This window comes from Micromonospora sp. WMMD956 (assembly GCF_029626125.1).
Lineage (GTDB): Bacteria > Actinomycetota > Actinomycetes > Mycobacteriales > Micromonosporaceae > Micromonospora > Micromonospora carbonacea.
In genome coordinates, this window is sequence record NZ_JARUBI010000005.1 from 1,165,993 (window position 1) to 1,182,500 (window position 16,508).

11 protein-coding genes and 2 rRNA genes (1 of these 13 running past the window's edge) are annotated in these 16,508 nt (G+C 72.3%); 4 read left to right on the plus strand and 9 right to left on the minus strand.

The window, feature by feature from the left end; genetic code table 11:
- Positions 1-9 precede the first annotated feature (9 nt).
- The 3 genes from O7628_RS05390 to O7628_RS05400 form a co-directional block, all read right to left on the minus strand.
- Positions 10-711, minus strand: coding sequence for a lysophospholipid acyltransferase family protein (locus O7628_RS05390; RefSeq protein WP_278128791.1), 702 nt, complete (start codon positions 709-711; stop codon positions 10-12).
- A 305-nt stretch (positions 712-1,016) separates the two neighbouring features.
- Positions 1,017-4,214, minus strand: coding sequence for an isoleucine--tRNA ligase (gene ileS, locus O7628_RS05395; protein WP_278128793.1), 3,198 nt, complete (start codon positions 4,212-4,214; stop codon positions 1,017-1,019).
- Positions 4,215-4,576: 362 nt separating this feature from the next.
- Positions 4,577-6,160 (minus strand): alkaline phosphatase D family protein, encoded by a 1,584-nt coding sequence (locus O7628_RS05400; RefSeq protein ID WP_278128795.1) that lies wholly within the window; start codon positions 6,158-6,160, stop codon positions 4,577-4,579.
- A 216-nt stretch (positions 6,161-6,376) separates the two neighbouring features.
- On the opposite strand from O7628_RS05400, the gene O7628_RS05405 reads away from it, so the two are divergent.
- Both O7628_RS05405 and sigJ read left to right on the plus strand, forming a co-directional pair.
- Entirely contained in the window at positions 6,377-6,817 is a 441-nt protein-coding gene (locus O7628_RS05405) for a carboxymuconolactone decarboxylase family protein (RefSeq protein WP_278128797.1), read from the plus strand.
- Positions 6,766-7,806: an RNA polymerase sigma factor SigJ gene (sigJ, locus tag O7628_RS05410; RefSeq protein ID WP_278128799.1), complete on the plus strand. Its 1,041-nt coding sequence runs from the start codon at positions 6,766-6,768 to the stop codon at positions 7,804-7,806. The genes O7628_RS05405 and sigJ overlap by 52 nt, the downstream gene beginning before the upstream one ends.
- 62 nt (positions 7,807-7,868) lie before the next feature.
- Here sigJ and ndk read toward each other — a convergent pair whose 3' ends face one another.
- Complete coding sequence (gene ndk / locus O7628_RS05415; RefSeq protein WP_074474547.1) at positions 7,869-8,294, minus strand: nucleoside-diphosphate kinase; 426 nt, start codon at positions 8,292-8,294, stop codon at positions 7,869-7,871.
- 143 nt (positions 8,295-8,437) lie between these two features.
- On the opposite strand from ndk, the gene O7628_RS05420 reads away from it, so the two are divergent.
- The gene (locus tag O7628_RS05420; protein WP_278128801.1) at positions 8,438-9,820 is read left to right on the plus strand and encodes a VOC family protein; all 1,383 of its coding nucleotides are present in this window, start codon (positions 8,438-8,440) and stop codon (positions 9,818-9,820) included.
- Positions 9,821-9,958: 138 nt separating this feature from the next.
- Here O7628_RS05420 and O7628_RS05425 read toward each other — a convergent pair whose 3' ends face one another.
- From O7628_RS05425 to O7628_RS05435, 3 genes are all read right to left on the minus strand, one after another.
- Positions 9,959-10,375 carry a DUF4233 domain-containing protein gene (locus O7628_RS05425; RefSeq protein ID WP_278128803.1) on the minus strand — a complete coding sequence of 139 codons (417 nt, stop codon included), beginning with the start codon at positions 10,373-10,375 and terminating at the stop codon, positions 9,959-9,961.
- On the minus strand, positions 10,372-11,643 hold the full coding sequence (locus O7628_RS05430) for a folylpolyglutamate synthase/dihydrofolate synthase family protein (RefSeq protein ID WP_278136228.1): 1,272 nt from the start codon (positions 11,641-11,643) through the stop codon (positions 10,372-10,374). Before O7628_RS05430 ends, O7628_RS05425 begins: the two co-directional genes overlap by 4 nt.
- A gap of 131 nt (positions 11,644-11,774) precedes the next feature.
- On the minus strand, positions 11,775-14,393 hold the full coding sequence (locus O7628_RS05435; RefSeq protein ID WP_278128805.1) for a valine--tRNA ligase: 2,619 nt from the start codon (positions 14,391-14,393) through the stop codon (positions 11,775-11,777).
- A 69-nt stretch (positions 14,394-14,462) separates the two neighbouring features.
- Here O7628_RS05435 and O7628_RS05440 point away from each other — a divergent pair, with 69 nt between their 5' ends.
- Positions 14,463-15,143 carry a hypothetical protein gene (locus O7628_RS05440; protein ID WP_278128807.1) on the plus strand — a complete coding sequence of 227 codons (681 nt, stop codon included), beginning with the start codon at positions 14,463-14,465 and terminating at the stop codon, positions 15,141-15,143.
- A gap of 110 nt (positions 15,144-15,253) precedes the next feature.
- Here O7628_RS05440 and rrf read toward each other — a convergent pair.
- Both rrf and O7628_RS05450 read right to left on the minus strand, forming a co-directional pair.
- Positions 15,254-15,370, minus strand: a 5S ribosomal RNA gene (gene rrf / locus O7628_RS05445).
- Positions 15,371-15,457: 87 nt separating this feature from the next.
- Positions 15,458-16,508: ribosomal RNA gene (locus tag O7628_RS05450) — 23S ribosomal RNA — on the minus strand; it runs 2,060 nt beyond the window's last position.

Sequence of the window (16,508 nt, forward strand, 5' to 3'; positions counted from 1 at the left end):
CCGGGCGGGTCAGGCCCCGGCCGGGGGCTCGCCGGCGACCGGCGCGTTGGCGCGCGGCGGGGCGTAGCGCGGGACGTACTCCTGGCCGGTGAGCTTCTGGATCTCGCTCATCAGCTCGTCGGTCATCTCGCGCAGCGACGTCCGGTCGTCGGGGCGGCCGGTGAAGTCCAGCGGCTTGCCGAACCGGACGACGATCTTCGCCTTGCCCGGCCGGGGCACCCGGGCGCCGATCGGCTGTGCCTTGTCGGTGCCGATCATGCCGACCGGGATGATCGGCACGCCGGCCGCTACGGCCAGCCGGGCCGCGCCGGTGCGCCCCCGGTAGAGCCGCCCGTCGGGCGAGCGGGTCCCCTCCGGGTAGACGGCGACCAGGTCGCCGCCCTGGAGGGCCGGGATCGCCGCGTCGAACGCGGACAGCGCGGCCCGGCCGCCGGCCCGCTCGACGGGGATCGCCCCCAGGCCGGTGAGCACGAACTTGGAGAAGGCACCCTTCACGCCGGTGCCCTTGAAGTATTCGGACTTCGCCCAGAACGCCAGGTGCCGGGGCACGACCGTGCCGAGGAACAGCTCGTCGGCGACCGAGAGGTGGTTGCCGGCGAAGATCGCGCCGCCGGCCGCCGGGATGTGCTCGAGACCCTCCACGGTCGGTCGGAACGCCAACCGGAGCGTGGGTGCCACGGTGAGCTTGCCGATGGTGTAGAGCAGCGGCACTGGTCCTCCGGGGTCGTGCTGGGACAGGCGGTCGTGCGGGGACGGCCGGTCGGGCCGGTAACCAGCGGTCGGCCGATACCGGTGGTCCGTGCTGGCACGGGTGTTGTCACGTTAGCCGACGCTGTCGAGCCGGCCCGCACGGGTCGCCGCCGCGCCCGCTCCGTGACCGGCACGCCCGCTCGGATGGCCGGCACGCCCGCTCGGATGGCCGCCACCCCCCGGGCCACCGCGCGACGCGGCCCGGGGCGGTTAGGAGGGGCCCCCTCCTATACAGAAAGCGTTAACAGGGGGCCCCTCCTTACACCTCAGGCGCGGCGCACCGCGACCGTCACGCCCTCGCCGTCGCCGACCTCACCGGCGAAGCCGGGCCGGTCGGCCCGGTCGGCGAGGTCGGCGTCCTCCGCCACCACCTCGATCGCGTCGGCGAGCACCTCGCGGGCCACGAAGTCCCGGTACGCCGCCACCGCCGCCCGGACCTCCGCCGACGCCGACAGCGTCAGCGCGATCCGGTCCGACACGTCCAGGTCGGCGTCGCGGCGGGCCTGCTGCACCACCCGCACCACGTCGCGGGCCAGCCCCTCGGCGGCCAGCTCCGGGGTGACCGCCGTGTCGAGCACGACCACGCCCTGCGCGCCGGGCAGCGGCGCGGAGTGCTCGGCGTCGGCGGCGACGAGGCGCAGCTCGTACTCGCCCTCGGCGAGGGTGACCCCGGCGGCGACGGGGGCGCCGTCGACCAGCTCCCACTCGCCCGCCTTGACCGCCTTGATCACCTGCTGCACCTGCTTGCCGACGCGGGGCCCGAGCGCCCGGGGCACCACGGTCAGCACCTGCTGGCAGTAGCTGGCGACCTCCTCGGAGAACTCCACGGCCTTCACGTTGACCTCGTCGGCGACCAGGTCGGCGAACGGGCGCAGCTGCGCCGCCACCGGCGAGGCGACGGTCAGCTTCGCCAGCGGCAGCCGCACCCGCAGCCCCTTGGCCTTGCGCAGCGACAGCGCCGCCGAGCAGACGTCCCGGACGGCGTCCATCGCCGCGACGAGCTCGTGGTCGGCGGGGAACTCCTCGGCCGCCGGCCAGTCGGTCAGGTGCACCGACCGTTCGCCGGTGAGGCCGCGCCAGATCTCCTCGGCGGTCAGCGGCGCCAGCGGGGCCACCACCCGGCACAGCGTCTCCAGCACCGTCCAGAGCGTGTCGAACGCGTCGGCGTCGCCGGACCAGAACCGGTCGCGGGACCGGCGGACGTACCAGTTGGTCAGCGCGTCGAGGAACGACCGGACCGTCGCGCAGGCCCCCGAGATGTCGTACGCGTCGAGCTGCGCCTGCGTCGTGGCGACCAGCTCGTTCGTCTTCGCCAGCACGTACCGGTCGAGCAGGTGGGTGGAGTCCACCCGCCGCTTCGCCGTGTACCCGTCGGCGTTGGCGTAGAGCGAGAAGAAGTACCACACGTTCCACAGCGGCAGCAGCACCTGCCGGACGGCGTCGCGGATCGACCCCTCGGTGACCGGCATGTCCCCGCCGCGCAGCACCGGCGACGACATCAGCATCCAGCGCATCGCGTCGGAGCCGTACGAGTCGAAGACGTGGTAGACGTCCGGATAGTTGCGCAGGCTCTTGGACATCTTGCGCCCGTCGGAGCCGAGCAGGATGCCGTGGCTGAGGCAGTTGCGGAACGCCGGCCGGTCGAACAGCGCCGTGGCCAGCACGTGCATGGTGTAGAACCAGCCGCGGGTCTGCCCGATGTACTCGACGATGAAGTCGCCCGGGTAGTGGTGCTCGAACCAGTCCGCGTTCTCGAACGGGTAGTGCACCTGGGCGAACGGCATCGAGCCGGACTCGAACCAGCAGTCCAGCACCTCCGGCACCCGGCGCATCGTCGACCTGCCGGTCGGGTCGTCCGGGTTGGGGCGCACCAGGTCGTCGACCGCCGGCCGGTGCAGGTCGGTCAGGCGTACGCCGAAGTCCCGCTCGATCTCGTCCAGCGAGCCGTAGACGTCGACGCGCGGGTGGTTCGGGTCGTCGGACTTCCACACCGGGATCGGCGAGCCCCAGAACCGGTTGCGGCTGATCGACCAGTCCCGGGCGTTGGCCAGCCACTTGCCGAACGAGCCGTCCTTGATGTGCCCCGGCGTCCAGTTGATCTGCTGGTTCAGCTCGACCATCCGGTCCTTGAACCGCGTCACCGCCACGAACCACGACGACACCGCCTTGTAGACCAGCGGGGTGTCGCAGCGCCAGCAGTGCGGGTAGGAGTGGGTGTAGGTGTCCTGCCGCAGCACCACCCCCCGCTCCTTCAGCTCCCGGATCACCGGCTTGTTGACGTCGAAGACCTGCTCGCCCTGGTACGGCGGCACGAGCGCGGTGAACCGGGTGTGGTCGTCGACGGTGACGACGGTCGGGATGCCGGCCGCGTTGCAGACGTTCTGGTCGTCCTCGCCGAAGGCGGGGGCGAGGTGGACGATCCCGGTGCCGTCCTCGGTGGTGACGAACTCCGCCCCGAGCACCTGGTACGCGTTCTCGCCGGCCCGGGAGACGAGGAAGTCGTACAGCGGGGTGTAGCGGCGGCCGACCAGGTCGCGGCCGTACACGGTGCCGACCTGCTCGTAGCCCTCCAGCTCCTTCGCGTACGCGCCCAGCCGCGCCGCCCCGACGACGAACCGGTCGCCCCTGCGCTCGCTGTCGGGGGAACCCCGGTGCTCCAGCACCGCGTACTCGATGTCGGGGCCGACGGCGAGCGCCAGGTTCGACGGCAGCGTCCACGGCGTCGTGGTCCACACGCCCAGCTTCACCGGCCCGCGCAGCAGCTCGGGGGCGGCGTCGTCGGCGGTCAGCCCGAACCACACGGTCAGCGTGGGGTCGTGCCGGTCCTTGTAGACGTCGTCCATCCGGGTCTCGGTGTTCGACAGCGGGGTCTCGCACCGCCAGCAGTACGCCAGCACCCGGAAGCCCTCGTAGACCAGGCCCTTGTCGTGCAGGGTCTTGAAGGCCCACATGACGCTTTCCATGTAGTCCAGGTCGAGGGTCTTGTAGTCGTTGGCGAAGTCGACCCAGCGGGCCTGCCGGGTGACGTACCGCTCCCAGTCCTGGGTGAACTCCAGCACCGAGGCGCGGCACGCCTCGTTGAACCGGGCCACGCCCAGGTCGAGGATCTCCGCCTTGCTGGTGATGCCGAGTTGCTTCTCGGCGACGACCTCGGCCGGCAGGCCGTGGCAGTCCCAGCCGAAGCGCCGCTCGACGTGCCGGCCGCGCATCGTCTGGTAGCGGGGCACCGCGTCCTTGACGTACCCCGTGAAGAGGTGGCCGTAGTGCGGCAGGCCGTTGGCGAACGGCGGGCCGTCGTAGAAGACGTACTCGTTCTTGCCGTTCTCACCGGCGGGACGGGCCTCGACGGACGCCTCGAAGGTCTTGTCGGCCGCCCAGTGCTCCAGCACCCGGCGCTCGACCGCGGGCAGGTCGGGGCTCGCCGGGACGCCGGCGGCGGTCGGGTCGTGCAACGGATAGGCCATCGGGGGTCGCTCTCCTCGCGCAGCTCACTCAGTGTGGGTCTGCGAGGACGAGCCCTCCTCCGGTACGCCGTCGCCGGCGCGCCGGGGCAGGCCCGCGGTACCACCCCGCTTGGCGGCCAGGATCGACCGCCCGCTCGTTGCCGGCTGTGACGGGCCGGACCCGTCCGGTTCTACTGGGCCGGGTTGCGCCGGCTGTTCTTCCGGAGGCTCACCGGTGATGGCCGGGTCGTCGCCTTGCTGAGGGTCAAGGATACGCGATCGGCGTCGTCGCCCGCCGCCGACTTAATCGCTCCGCCCGGCCCCGGGGGCGGTTGCCGTCTCGCGCGCCACGGCAACCGCCCGCGGACCGGGTCGGGATCGGGTCAGCGGCCCGGGGCGGGCAGGGTGGTGGTCCAGAGCGAGGCCCCGTCGCGGTCGCGCAGGTGCACCGTGAACGCGCCCGACTCCCCGTCGATGGCCACCTCGCCGAAGTGCTGGAAGCCCTCGGCCGGCGACGTGTTCGCCCGCGGCGGGGCGTTGACGAAGACCGCCTGCGGGCCGAACGTGCCGTCCAGGGCGTTCGGCCCGAACGCGCCCGCGTGCGCCGGCCCGGAGACGAACTCCCAGAACGGGGTGAAGTCGGCCACCGCCGCCCGCGCCGGGTCGTAGTGGTGCGCCGCCGTGTAGTGCACGTCGGCCGTGAGGAACACGATCCCGGTCACCCCGGCCCGGTGCGCCGAGCCCAGCACCTCGGCGAACTCCAACTCCCGCCCGGCGGGCGCGCCGGGGTCGCCCTGCGCCACGCCCTCCTGCGCCGCCCCGTCCGGCACCACCAGGCCGATCGGCAGGTCGTTGGCGATCACCTTCCACGTCGCCCGGGACCGCTTCAGCTCCCGGACCAGCCACGCCCGCTGCTCCCGGCCGAGCAGGCCGCGCTTCGGGTCGGCGTACGTGTTGCCGTCGTTGGGGTCCTTGTAGGTGCGCATGTCCAGCACGAACACGTCCAGCAGCGGCCCGTACGACAGCTTCCGGTACAGCGGCCCGCCCGCCGGCACCGGCAGCCACTCGCCGAACGCCTGCCGGGCCCGCGCGGCGAGCACGTCGACCCGCTGCTCGGTGTACCGGGCGTCGGCCAGGACCTCCCCGGGATACCAGTTGTTGGTCACCTCGTGGTCGTCCCACTGGTTGACCTGCGGCACCTCGGCGACGAACGCGCGCAGGTGCTCGTCGAGCAGGTTGTACGCGAACTGCCCCCGGTACTCGGCGAGGGTCTCGGCGACCTTGCTCTTCTCCGGGGTGACCAGGTTGCGCCAGATCCGGCCGTCGGGCAGCGTCACCGTCTCGGCGAGCGGCCCGTCGGCGTACACGGTGTCGCCGCTGCACAGGAAGAAGTCGGGGCGGACGGACCGCATCGCCTGGAAGATCCGCATCCCGCCGAAGTCGGGGGCGATGCCCCACCCCTGCCCGGCGATGTCGCCGGTCCAGACGAACCGCACACCCCGCCGGCCGTGCGCGCCGGGCGCGGTGGCGAACGAGCCGACCAGCGGCTCGCTGCGCACCCCGTGCCGGTCCAGGCTCTCCACCGACACCCGGTAGTGCAGCCGCTCGCCGCACGGCAGGCCGCGCACCCGCACCCGGCCGGTGAAGTCGGCGGACGGGTCGAGCACCGGGCCGCGCAGCAGCCGCGCGCCGCGCAGGTCGGGCCGGCGGCTCACCTCCACCCACATCCGGCCCGGCCGGTCGGCGCGGGTCCACACCAGCGCCGAGTCGGCCGTGACGTCGCCGCTCTGCACGCCGTGGGTGAGCACGGGCCGGCCGGCGGGCCGCCAGGCGGGCGCGCCGGCCGGCGGGGTCGCCCCGGCACCGGCAGCCCGGCCGTCGGCCGCGCCGAACAGCGTGCCGCCGGCCAGGCCCGCCCCGGTCGCGAGGCCGGCGCGCAGCAGGGTACGTCGGTCGAGAGAAGTCATCTGTCCCCTCCACGGGAAGTTGGTCACCAGTGGTGTACCGGGGGCAGGTGTGCTGTCGCGGCGGGCCGGATGACCGGCGGGGAAAGGCCGACTGACCAGTCGGGGCCGTCGTGGCCCCGCGCGCCGCCGGGATGACGCGCGTCACACCGCGAGCTGTCACATCCGGGCCCCGTCGGCCGTCGTCCCGGGTGCATGCTCACGACGAGGGGAGACACGATGAGCCGGATCGACCTGACGGCGGTGGCGCCGGAGGCCTACCGGGCGGTGTCCGGGCTGGAGCGCTACGCCCGGGACAACGTCGACCACACCGTGCTGGAGCTGGTGAAGCTCCGGGCGTCCATGCTGAACGGCTGCGCGTTCTGCGTGGACATGCACAGCCGGGAGGCGCTCGCGGCGGGCGAGTCCAGCCGGCGGCTGTTCGCCGTGGCCGCCTGGCGGGAGGCGCCCTTCTTCGACGAGCGGGAACGCACGGCGCTCGCGCTCACCGACGCGCTCACCCGCCTCGGCGAGCACGGGGTGCCCGACGACGTGTGGGACGCCGCCGCGAAGGTCTGGTCGGAGCGGGAGCTGGCGGACCTGACGGTCGCGATCGCCACCATCAACGTGTGGAACCGGATCGTGGCGGCCACCCGACGCCGCCCCTCGACGGACGAGTGACGGCGCCGGGGGCGCGGCTGGCCGGGAGCGGGTGCCGGCCCGGTCGCGCGCTGGTCCCGCCGACGGAGCCGGCCGGTACGACGGCAGCCGACGCGACGGGGGCGGCCGGCGTGCTCGACGCGCACCGGCCGATGTTGCTCGGGCTGGCGTACCGGCTGCTCGGCAGCCTGCACGATGCCGAGGACGTGCTCCAGGACGCCTACCTGCGGTGGGTCGGCGTCGACCGGTCGGCCGTGGTCGAGCCGCGCCGCTACCTGTCCCGGGTGGTCACCCGGCTCGCGATCGACCGGCTCCGCGCGCGGCAGGCGGCCCGGGAGACGTACGTCGGAACGTGGCTGCCCGAGCCCGTGGCCACCGCGCCCTCGCCGTTCGGGCCGCCGGTCGAGCCGCCCTGCGGGCCAGCCGAGCACGCGGAGCTGCGCGACTCGCTCTCGCTGGCGCTGCTGCACCTGTTGGAGCGGCTGACCGCGCCGGAACGCGCCGTCTACGTGCTGCGCACCGCGTTCGCGCTGCCGTTCGCCGAGATCGCCGGGATCCTCGGCCGGTCGGCGGCGGACTGCCGGCAGTTGCACCACCGGGCGACGGACAAGGTCGCCGCGGGCCGCCGCCGCTTCACCGCGGGCCCCGGCGAGCAGCGGCGGCTGCTCGACGCGTTCCTCGCCGCCGCCCGCGACGGCGACCTGGCCCGGCTGACCGACCTGGTGGCCGACGACGTCACGGTGTGGGCCGACGGCGGCGGGCGGGTCCGGTCGGCCCGCAACCCGGTGCACGGGGCGGACCGGGTCGCCCGCTTCTTCGCCGGCATCCACGGGCCTCGCCGCCGGCCGGCGGCCCGGGTCGCCCCGACCGAGCTCAACGGCCGGCCCGGGGTCGTCATCCACTGGCCCGACGGCCGGCGGTACGCGCTGGCCGTGGCCGCCGCCGACGGCCGGATCACCGGCCTCTACGTGGTGGGCAACCCGGACAAGCTGACCCGGCTGGCGGGGTGAGGCGGCCACCGGGCCGCCGCACCGCCCGCGCGGTCGGAAACCCGTCAGTTCGCCCGGGGGCGTCAGTCCAGCTCGGGGAACCAGAGCGCGATCTCGCGCTTGGCGCTGTCGGCCGAGTCGGAGGCGTGCACCAGGTTCTCCCGGTTGGACAGGGAGAAGTCGCCGCGGATGGTGCCGGCGGCGGCGCGGCGACCGTCGGTGCTGCCGATCATGCCGCGCACGACCTCGATGACCTGGTCGCCGGCGAGCACGAGGGCGACCAGCGGGCCGCTGGTCATGAAGCCCTTCAGCGGCGGGTAGAACGGCTTGTCGACGTGCTCGGCATAGTGCTGGTCGGCGAAGTCGCCGTCCATCGCCCGGGTCACCATGGCGTCGATCCGCAGGCCCTTGCGCTCGAAGCGGGAGAGGATCTCGCCGACCAGGCCACGGCGGACCGCGTCGGGCTTGATCAGGACGAGGGTGCGCTCGTCCGGGCTGCTGCTGGACACGCTGGGTTCCTCCTGTGCGCGGAAGGCGGCTCGGCTGGGTACGGTCAGCCTAGCGACCCGGTCCCGGCGCCGGCGCGGCGGCTGCTCTTTCCCTGGGTCGCCGATCCGGCCTAGCCTGGCCCTTGACTCCAGGGAGGTCCACTGTGGCTAACGGGAACCGACCCATCGCGCCGGTACGCAAGCTCATCGCCGCGGTGCTCGGCACCGTGGCGACCTTCGTGGTCCTGTTCGGGCTGGGCATGACCAGTTGGGCGATCGTGGCGCTGGGCGTGGCGCTGGTGGTGCTGGCGATCGCCCTGGCCACCGTGCGCGGCGGCGGGCGCACCTGGGTCGTCGGCATCGGGCACGTGCACAGCGCCTCCGAGCCCCCCACCACGTACGCGTTCGGCCGCTGCGAGCTGCAACTGGTCATCGACGCGCCCGGCATGCCGCCCCGGTCGAAGAAGATCATCGAGCCGAGGGTGCCGGTGGCGAAGTGGCCGGCGGTCGGCCAGGCCCTGCCGATCCGGGTGGCCCTCGACGACCAGCGCCACGTCCGGGTCCTCTGGGACGACGTGCCCACCCATTCGGAGACCGCCGCGGCGGCGGCCGCGGACCTGCCGCCCGAGTTCGCCGCGCCCGACCCCGTCGACGAGGTGCTCATCGGGCAGGAGGCGCCGCCGTGGGCCGGTCGCGCCCCGGACGACGACTTCCACGACGACCCGCGCGACGCGCCGGTGCCCGACGACCTGCACCCGCTGCACGACGACCTCGGCCCGCTGCCGGAGGACCGGGAGCCCGTCGTGATGCACCACCGCCCCGGCGGACCGGTCGTGCTGGAGGGGACGCTGGTGGAGCCGAGCACCGGCCAGTTGCCCCGCCGGGCCACCCCGGCCCCCCGTTCCCCGGCCGAGGAGCGGTTCGCGGCGACCGAGGAGCGGTTCGACCCGGCCGACGACCGGTTCGACCGGACCGTGCCGGTGGAGACCATCGACGCGGGCCCCGCGCCCGCCGACCCGGTCGAGGCGCGCCCGCCCGCCGACCCGATCGCCGACCCGATCGACGTGCCGCTGGACGACCCGGGCACCCGGGCGGCCCCCCTGGACCAGGCCGAGCTGGACGAGGCGATCTTCGGCTACGACCCGGAGGCCGAGCCGGCCGACGCCGCCGCCCCGATCAGCGGCGTCGGCATCACCCTGCTGGTCACCGACCTGGGCCGCTCGCTGGAGTTCTACCGCGACACCCTCGGCTTCACCGAGGTCGACCGGGGCTCCGGCAACGCCGTGCTCGCCTCCGGGGCGACCCGGCTGGTGCTGCGCGAGGTCGCCGGCGCCGCCCCCATGAGCCGCCGCCTCGTCCACGTCAACCTGGAGGTCGACGACATCCAGGGCGCGTACGAGCGGATGCGCGACTCCGGCGTCCGCTTCACCTACGCCCCCCGGGTGGTCAACCGGGGCACCAAGCTGGAGGTGTGGGCGGCCGCGTTCCGCGACCCGGACGGCCACGGGGTCGCCCTCACCCAGTGGCGCACCCGCGCCGACGCCTGAGGCGCAAGGAAGGGCCCCCTGTTAACGCATTCGGTAGAGCAGGGGTCCCTTCCTAACCTCCTCCCGCCCCGAAGCCAACGGCGCGGCGAACGGCGCAGCAGCGCGGGTGGACGGGTGGCTGGCGCGGCGTTGGGCGGCTCAGCGACCGAGGATCACCCGGCGCACGTGCAGGGCATAGCCCCAGACCAGCGCGAAGATGATCCCCAGCGCCAGCAGCGACCAGTGCAGCAGCCCGGCGAGCAGCAGCGCCCCCTGGAGCACGGTGCCGGCGTGCCAGGCCCACGGCCGGCGCATCATGCCGGCGAGCGCCACCGCCGCCACGGCCAACGCCACGATCACCGCGATGGCCGCGCCGCTGAGCTCGCCGCCGACCACCCGGATCGGCTGGATGGCGAGCAGCAGCACCAGCGCCTCCAGGCCCAGCGTCCCCGCGCCGAGGCCCCGTACGGCTCCCTCGGGGTTACGCAGCCCGGACCGCCGCTGCCCCGCCCCGGCCAGCGAGGAGGAGCCCTCCTCGGCGGAGGCGGAGGAAGGACGCTCCTCGGGGGACGTCATCGCTTCAGCAGCCGGCGGGCGTCGGCCACGGTCACCACCGACCCGGTGATGAGCACGCCGACCCCGGCCAGCTCGCCGGGCACGTCGGACTCGGCCTGCGCCACCGCCGCCTCGATCGCGTCGGGCATCTCCTCGGCCACCTCCACCCGTTCCGGCCCGAAGACCTCCCGGGCCAGCCCGGCCAGCTCCTCGGCCGGCATCGCCCGGGGCGAGGAGTTGCGGGCGACCACCAGGTGATCGAGCACCGGTTCCAGCAGCTCCAGCAGGCCCGCGGCGTCCTTGTCGCCGAGCACGGCGAGCACGCCGACGAGCTTGCTGAACGCGAACTCCTCCTGCAACGCGGTGACCGTCGCGGCCATCCCGTGCGGGTTGTGCGCGCCGTCGAGCAGGATCGTCGGCGCCGTGCGCACCTTCTCCAGCCGGCCGGGCGAGCTGACGGAGGCGAACCCCTCCCGGACGGCCTCGACGTCGAGCTGCCGCTTCGCCCCCGCACCGAGGAACGCCTCCACGGCGGCCAGCGCCACCGCCGCGTTCTGCGCCTGGTGCGCGCCGTGCAGCGGGACGAACACCTCCTCGTACACCCCGCCGAGCCCTTGGATGTTCAGGACCTGGCCGCCGACGGCGACCGACCGGCGCAGCACGCCGAACTCGGACCCCTCGCGGGCGACGGTCGCGCCGACCTCGGCGCAGCGTTCCAGGATCGGCCGGGCGGCCTCCTCCTCCTGCGCCGCGCAGACGACCGTGGCGCCCTTGTGGATGATCCCGGCCTTGTGCAGGGCGATGTCCTGGAGGGTGTCGCCGAGCCACTCGGTGTGGTCGAGCCCGATCGGGGTGAGCACCGCCACCCCGGCCTGGAGCACGTTGGTGGCGTCCTCCGCGCCGCCGAGCCCCACCTCGACCACCGCGACGTCCACCGGGGCGTCGGCGAACGCCGCGAACGCCAGCGCCGTCGTCATGTCGAAGTACGTCAGCGGCTCGGCGGAACGCTGGTCGACCAGCTCGGCCAGGGGGGCGACCTCGCGGTACGTGGCCACGAACCGGTCCTCGGTCACCGGCTCCCCGTCGAGGCTGATCCGCTCCCGCACGCTCTCCAGGTGCGGGCTGGTGTAGCGGCCGGTGTGCAGCCCGAACGCCCGCAGCAGCGAGTCGATCATCCGGGCGGTGGACGTCTTGCCGTTGGTCCCGGTGAGGTGGATCGACGGGTACGCCCGCTGCGGGCTGCCGAGCAGGTCGAGCAGCGTCTCGATGCGGTCCAGCTCGAAGTGCATGCGGGTGAAGCCGCGCCCGTTGAGCGCGGCCTCCACCTCGGCGAACTCGGTGCGGCCACCGCCGTCGCCCCCACGGGCGCGGTCGGTGCGGTCGCCCCCACGGGCGCGGTCGGTGCGGTCGGTGCGGTCGGTCACGAGGGCAGCGCCTCCAGAGCGGCGTCGATGCGGACCAGGTCGGCCTCGGCGGTGGCCAGCCGCTCCCGGATCTTGGCGACCACCGGCTCCGGGGCCTTCCCCACGAACGCCGGGTTGTCGAGCTTCGCCCGGGCCTGGGCGACCTCCTTCTCGGCCGCCGCCCGGTCCTTGGTGAGCCGGGCCCGCTCGGCGGCCACGTCGATCGAACCCCGGGTGTCCAGCGCGACGCTCACCTCGCCGGGCATGGCGAGGGTGGCGCTGGCCTGGAAGTCGTCGGCGGGCGGGTCGAGCCGGACCAGCGACCGGATCAGCCGTTCGTGGCCCGCGATGCCCGCGCCGGCCAGGCCGTCGAGCCGCGCGACGACCCGCTGGGTGGGCCGCAGGCCCTGGTCGGACCGGAAGCGCCGGATCTCGGTCACCACCCGCTGGACGGTGCCGACCTCGCCCTCCGCGGCGTCGTCGATTCCGGTACGGTCGGCAGCCGGCCAGGCGGCCGTCATGACGGTCTCCCTGCCGGTGAGGGCGATCCACAGCTCCTCGGTGACGAAGGGGATCACCGGGTGCAGCAGCCGCAGCAGCTGGTCGAGCACGTGCCCGAGCACCCGGCGGGTGGCGTCGGCGGCGGGCCCGCCCTCGGCGAGCACCGGCTTGCTCAGCTCCACGTACCAGTCGCAGACGTCGTCCCAGGCGAAGTGGTAGAGCAGGTCGCAGACCTTCGCGAACTCGTACGCCTCGAACTGCTCGTCCACCTCGGCGGTGACGTGCGCGAGCCGGGACAGGATCCACCGGTCGACGGTGGAGAGCTGCCCGGCGTCCGGCAGCGGGCCGTCGACGTGCGCGCCGTTCATCAGCGCGAAGCGGGTGGCGTTCCAGAGCTTGTTGCAGAAGTTGCGGGAGCCCTGGCACCAGTCCTCGCTGACCGGGACGTCCTGGCCGGGGTTGGCGCCCCGGGCGAGGGTGAACCGGGTCGCGTCGGCGCCGAACCGGTCGATCCAGTCCAGCGGGTCGACCACGTTGCCGAACGACTTCGACATCTTCTTGCCGTGCTCGTCGCGCACCATGCCGTGCAGGGCGACGACGTCGAACGGCTGCCGGCCGTCCATCGCGTACAGGCCGAACATCATCATCCGGGCGACCCAGAAGAACAGGATGTCGTAGCCGGTGACCAGGACGCTGGTCGGGTAGAACTTCGCCAGGTCCGGCGTCTGCTCCGGCCAGCCAAGCGTGGAGAACGGCCACAGGCCGCTGGAGAACCAGGTGTCCAGCACGTCCTCGTCCTGGTGCCAGCCCGCGCCGGTCGGCGGCTCCTCGTCGGGCCCGACGCAGACGATCTCGCCGTCCGGCCCGTACCAGACGGGGATGCGGTGGCCCCACCACAGCTGGCGGGAGATGCACCAGTCGTGCATGTTGTCGACCCACGCGAAGTACCGCTTCGCCAGCTCGGCGGGCTCGATCTTCACCCGGCCGTCGCGCACCGCGTCACCGGCCGCCTTGGCCAGCGGGCCGGTGTTGACGAACCACTGCAACGACAGCCGCGGCTCGACCGTGGTCTTGCACCGCGAGCAGTGGCCGACGGCGTGCACGTACGGCCGCTTCTCGGCCACGATCAGGCCCTGCTCGCGCAGCGCGGCCACGATCGCCGGCCGGGCCTCGTAGCGGTCGAGGCCCTGGAACGGCCCGTGAGCGGTGATCACCCCGCGCTCGTCCATGATCGCCAGGGCGGGCAGGCCGTGCCGCTGGCCGATCTCGAAGTCGTTCGGGTCGTGCGCCGGGGTCACCTTCACCATGCCCGTGCCGAAGGCCGGGTCGACGTGTTCGTCGGCCACGATCGGGATCCGGCGGCCGGTCAGCGGCACCTCGACCTCGGTGCCGATCAGGTGCTGGTACCGCTCGTCGTCGGGGTGCACCGCCACTGCGGTGTCGCCGAGCATCGTCTCGGCGCGGGTGGTGGCCACCACCACGTCGGCGGAGTAGCGGATCGAGACCAGCTCGCCCTCGTCGTCGGTGTGCTCGACCTCGATGTCGGAGAGCGCGGTCAGGCAGCGCGGGCACCAGTTGATGATCCGGTTGGCCCGGTAGATCAGCCCGTCGTCGAAGAGCTTCTTGAACATGGTCTGCACGGCCCGGGAGAGGCCGGCGTCCATGGTGAAACGCTCCCGGTCCCAGTCGACGGCGTCGCCGAGGCGGCGCATCTGGCCCAGGATCGCGCCGCCGGACTCGGCCTTCCACTGCCACACCCGCTCGACGAACTTCTCGCGGCCCAGGTCGTGACGGGACAGGCCCTCCCCCGCCAGCTGCCGCTCCACGAGGTTCTGGGTGGCGATGCCGGCGTGGTCCATGCCCGGCAGCCAGAGCGCCTCGTAGCCCTGCATCCGCTTGCGCCGGGTCAGCGCGTCCATCAGCGTGTGCTCGAAGGCGTGGCCCATGTGCAGCGAACCGGTGACGTTCGGCGGGGGGATGACCACGGTGAACGGCGGCTTGTCGCTCTGGGCCGACGCCCGGAACCGGCCACCGGCTACCCACTGCTCGTACCGTCGCTGCTCTACCTCGCCCGGCTGGTACTGGGCGGAGAGGGTCGGGGCGGCGGGGCGTCGGGCATCCAGTCTCTCGGTCACCCTCAAAGTCTACGGAGCGCTTCCGAGGACCTGACGTGCGCCACCTGTTGTTCGCGTACGGTGTCGGCTATGTCCGAGGCGCATCTCACGCAGCGTTCACTCGCCGACGAGCCCGAGCCGATCGACCTCACCGAGGAACCGATCCGCCTCGGCAACCGGGATCCGGAGGACGGCCCCGGCCCCGCGCCCCGGTCCCGGCGGCGGCGGATCGTCCTCGCGGCGGTCCTGGCGGCCGGCCTCGCCGGCGTCGGCGCGCTCGGCATCGCCGGCTGGCGGATGGCGCAGCAGAAGGACACCGAGCTGTCCAGCCCCGAGGCCGTCGCCGGCCTACAGCGGGACGACAGCGAACGCGCCCGCAGCACCGCCGACTACCTGCGCGACGGGCTCTCCGCCGACATCGACCTGGACCGCAGCTTCGGCACCGTCTACCGGGACCCGGCCGACGACAAGCGGGCGGTGCTCATCTTCGGCGGTACGACGCTGCTGTGGCAGCCCGAACGCGACCTGGACACCCTGTTCCGCCTCATGACGGACGAGACCGGGAAGGTCACCGGCCTGCGGGAGGTCTCCCCCGGGCGGCTCGGCGGGGTGATGAAGTGCGGCACCACCAGCGGCGAGGGCGGCGACTTCGCGATCTGCGGCTGGGCCGACCACGGTAGCGTCGCGATGGCGATGTTCCCGGGCCGTCCGGTGGATTCCGCCGGTGACCTGCTACGCCAGATCCGCGAGGAGATCCAGACACGCGCCTGATCCCGTCCGGGGTCTGCGACCGCCGGCGGCACCCGCGTGCCGCGGGCGGTGTTCGGGCCGGAATGCGTTTCAGGGCCACCCCGGTCGGGGTGGCCCTGAAACGAACGAATGTCCGGCGGTGTCCTACTCTCCCACACCCTCCCGAGTGCAGTACCATCGGCGCTGGAGGGCTTAGCTTCCGGGTTCGGAATGTAACCGGGCGTTTCCCCTCCGCCATGACCGCCGTAACTCTATGAACATATCAAACAACCACAACCCCAGCCGGGGTGGGCGTCTGTTTGTTCAGAGTTGCACAGTGGACGCGTAGCAGCTTTGTAGTCAAGTCCTCGGCCTATTAGTACCGGTCAACTCAACCCGTTACCGAGCTTACATCTCCGGCCTATCAACCCAGTCGTCTAGCTGGGGGCCTTACCCCACCAAAAGTGGGTGGGATACCTCATCTTGAAGCAGGCTTCCCGCTTAGATGCTTTCAGCGGTTATCCCTTCCGAACGTAGCCAACCAGCCGTGCCCCTGGCGGGACAACTGGCACACCAGAGGTTCGTCCGTCCCGGTCCTCTCGTACTAGGGACAGCCCTTCTCAAGTATCCTACGCGCACGGCGGATAGGGACCGAACTGTCTCACGACGTTCTAAACCCAGCTCGCGTACCGCTTTAATGGGCGAACAGCCCAACCCTTGGGACCTGCTACAGCCCCAGGATGCGACGAGCCGACATCGAGGTGCCAAACCATCCCGTCGATATGGACTCTTGGGGAAGATCAGCCTGTTATCCCCGGGGTACCTTTTATCCGTTGAGCGACACCGCTTCCACACGCAAGTGCCGGATCACTAGTCCCGACTTTCGTCCCTGCTCGACCTGTCAGTCTCACAGTCAAGCCCCCTTGTGCACTTGCACTCAACACCTGATTGCCAACCAGGCTGAGGGAACCTTTGGGCGCCTCCGTTACCCTTTAGGAGGCAACCGCCCCAGTTAAACTACCCACCAGACACTGTCCCTGAACCGGATAACGGCCCGAAGTTAGATACCCGAATCAACCAGAGTGGTATTTCAAGATTGCCTCCACCCATACTGGCGTATGAGCTTCACCGGCTCCCACCTATCCTACACAAGCTAACTCAGATACCAATGTCAAGCTATAGTAAAGGTCCCGGGGTCTTTCCGTCCTGCCGCGCGTAACGAGCATCTTTACTCGTAATGCAATTTCGCCGGGCCTGTGGTTGAGACAGTGGGGAAGTCGTTACGCCATTCGTGCAGGTCGGAACTTACCCGACAAGGAATTTCGCTACCTTAGGATGGTTATAGTTACCACCGCCGTTTACTGGCGCTTAAGTTCTCCGCTTCGCCCCCGAAAGAGCTAACAGGTC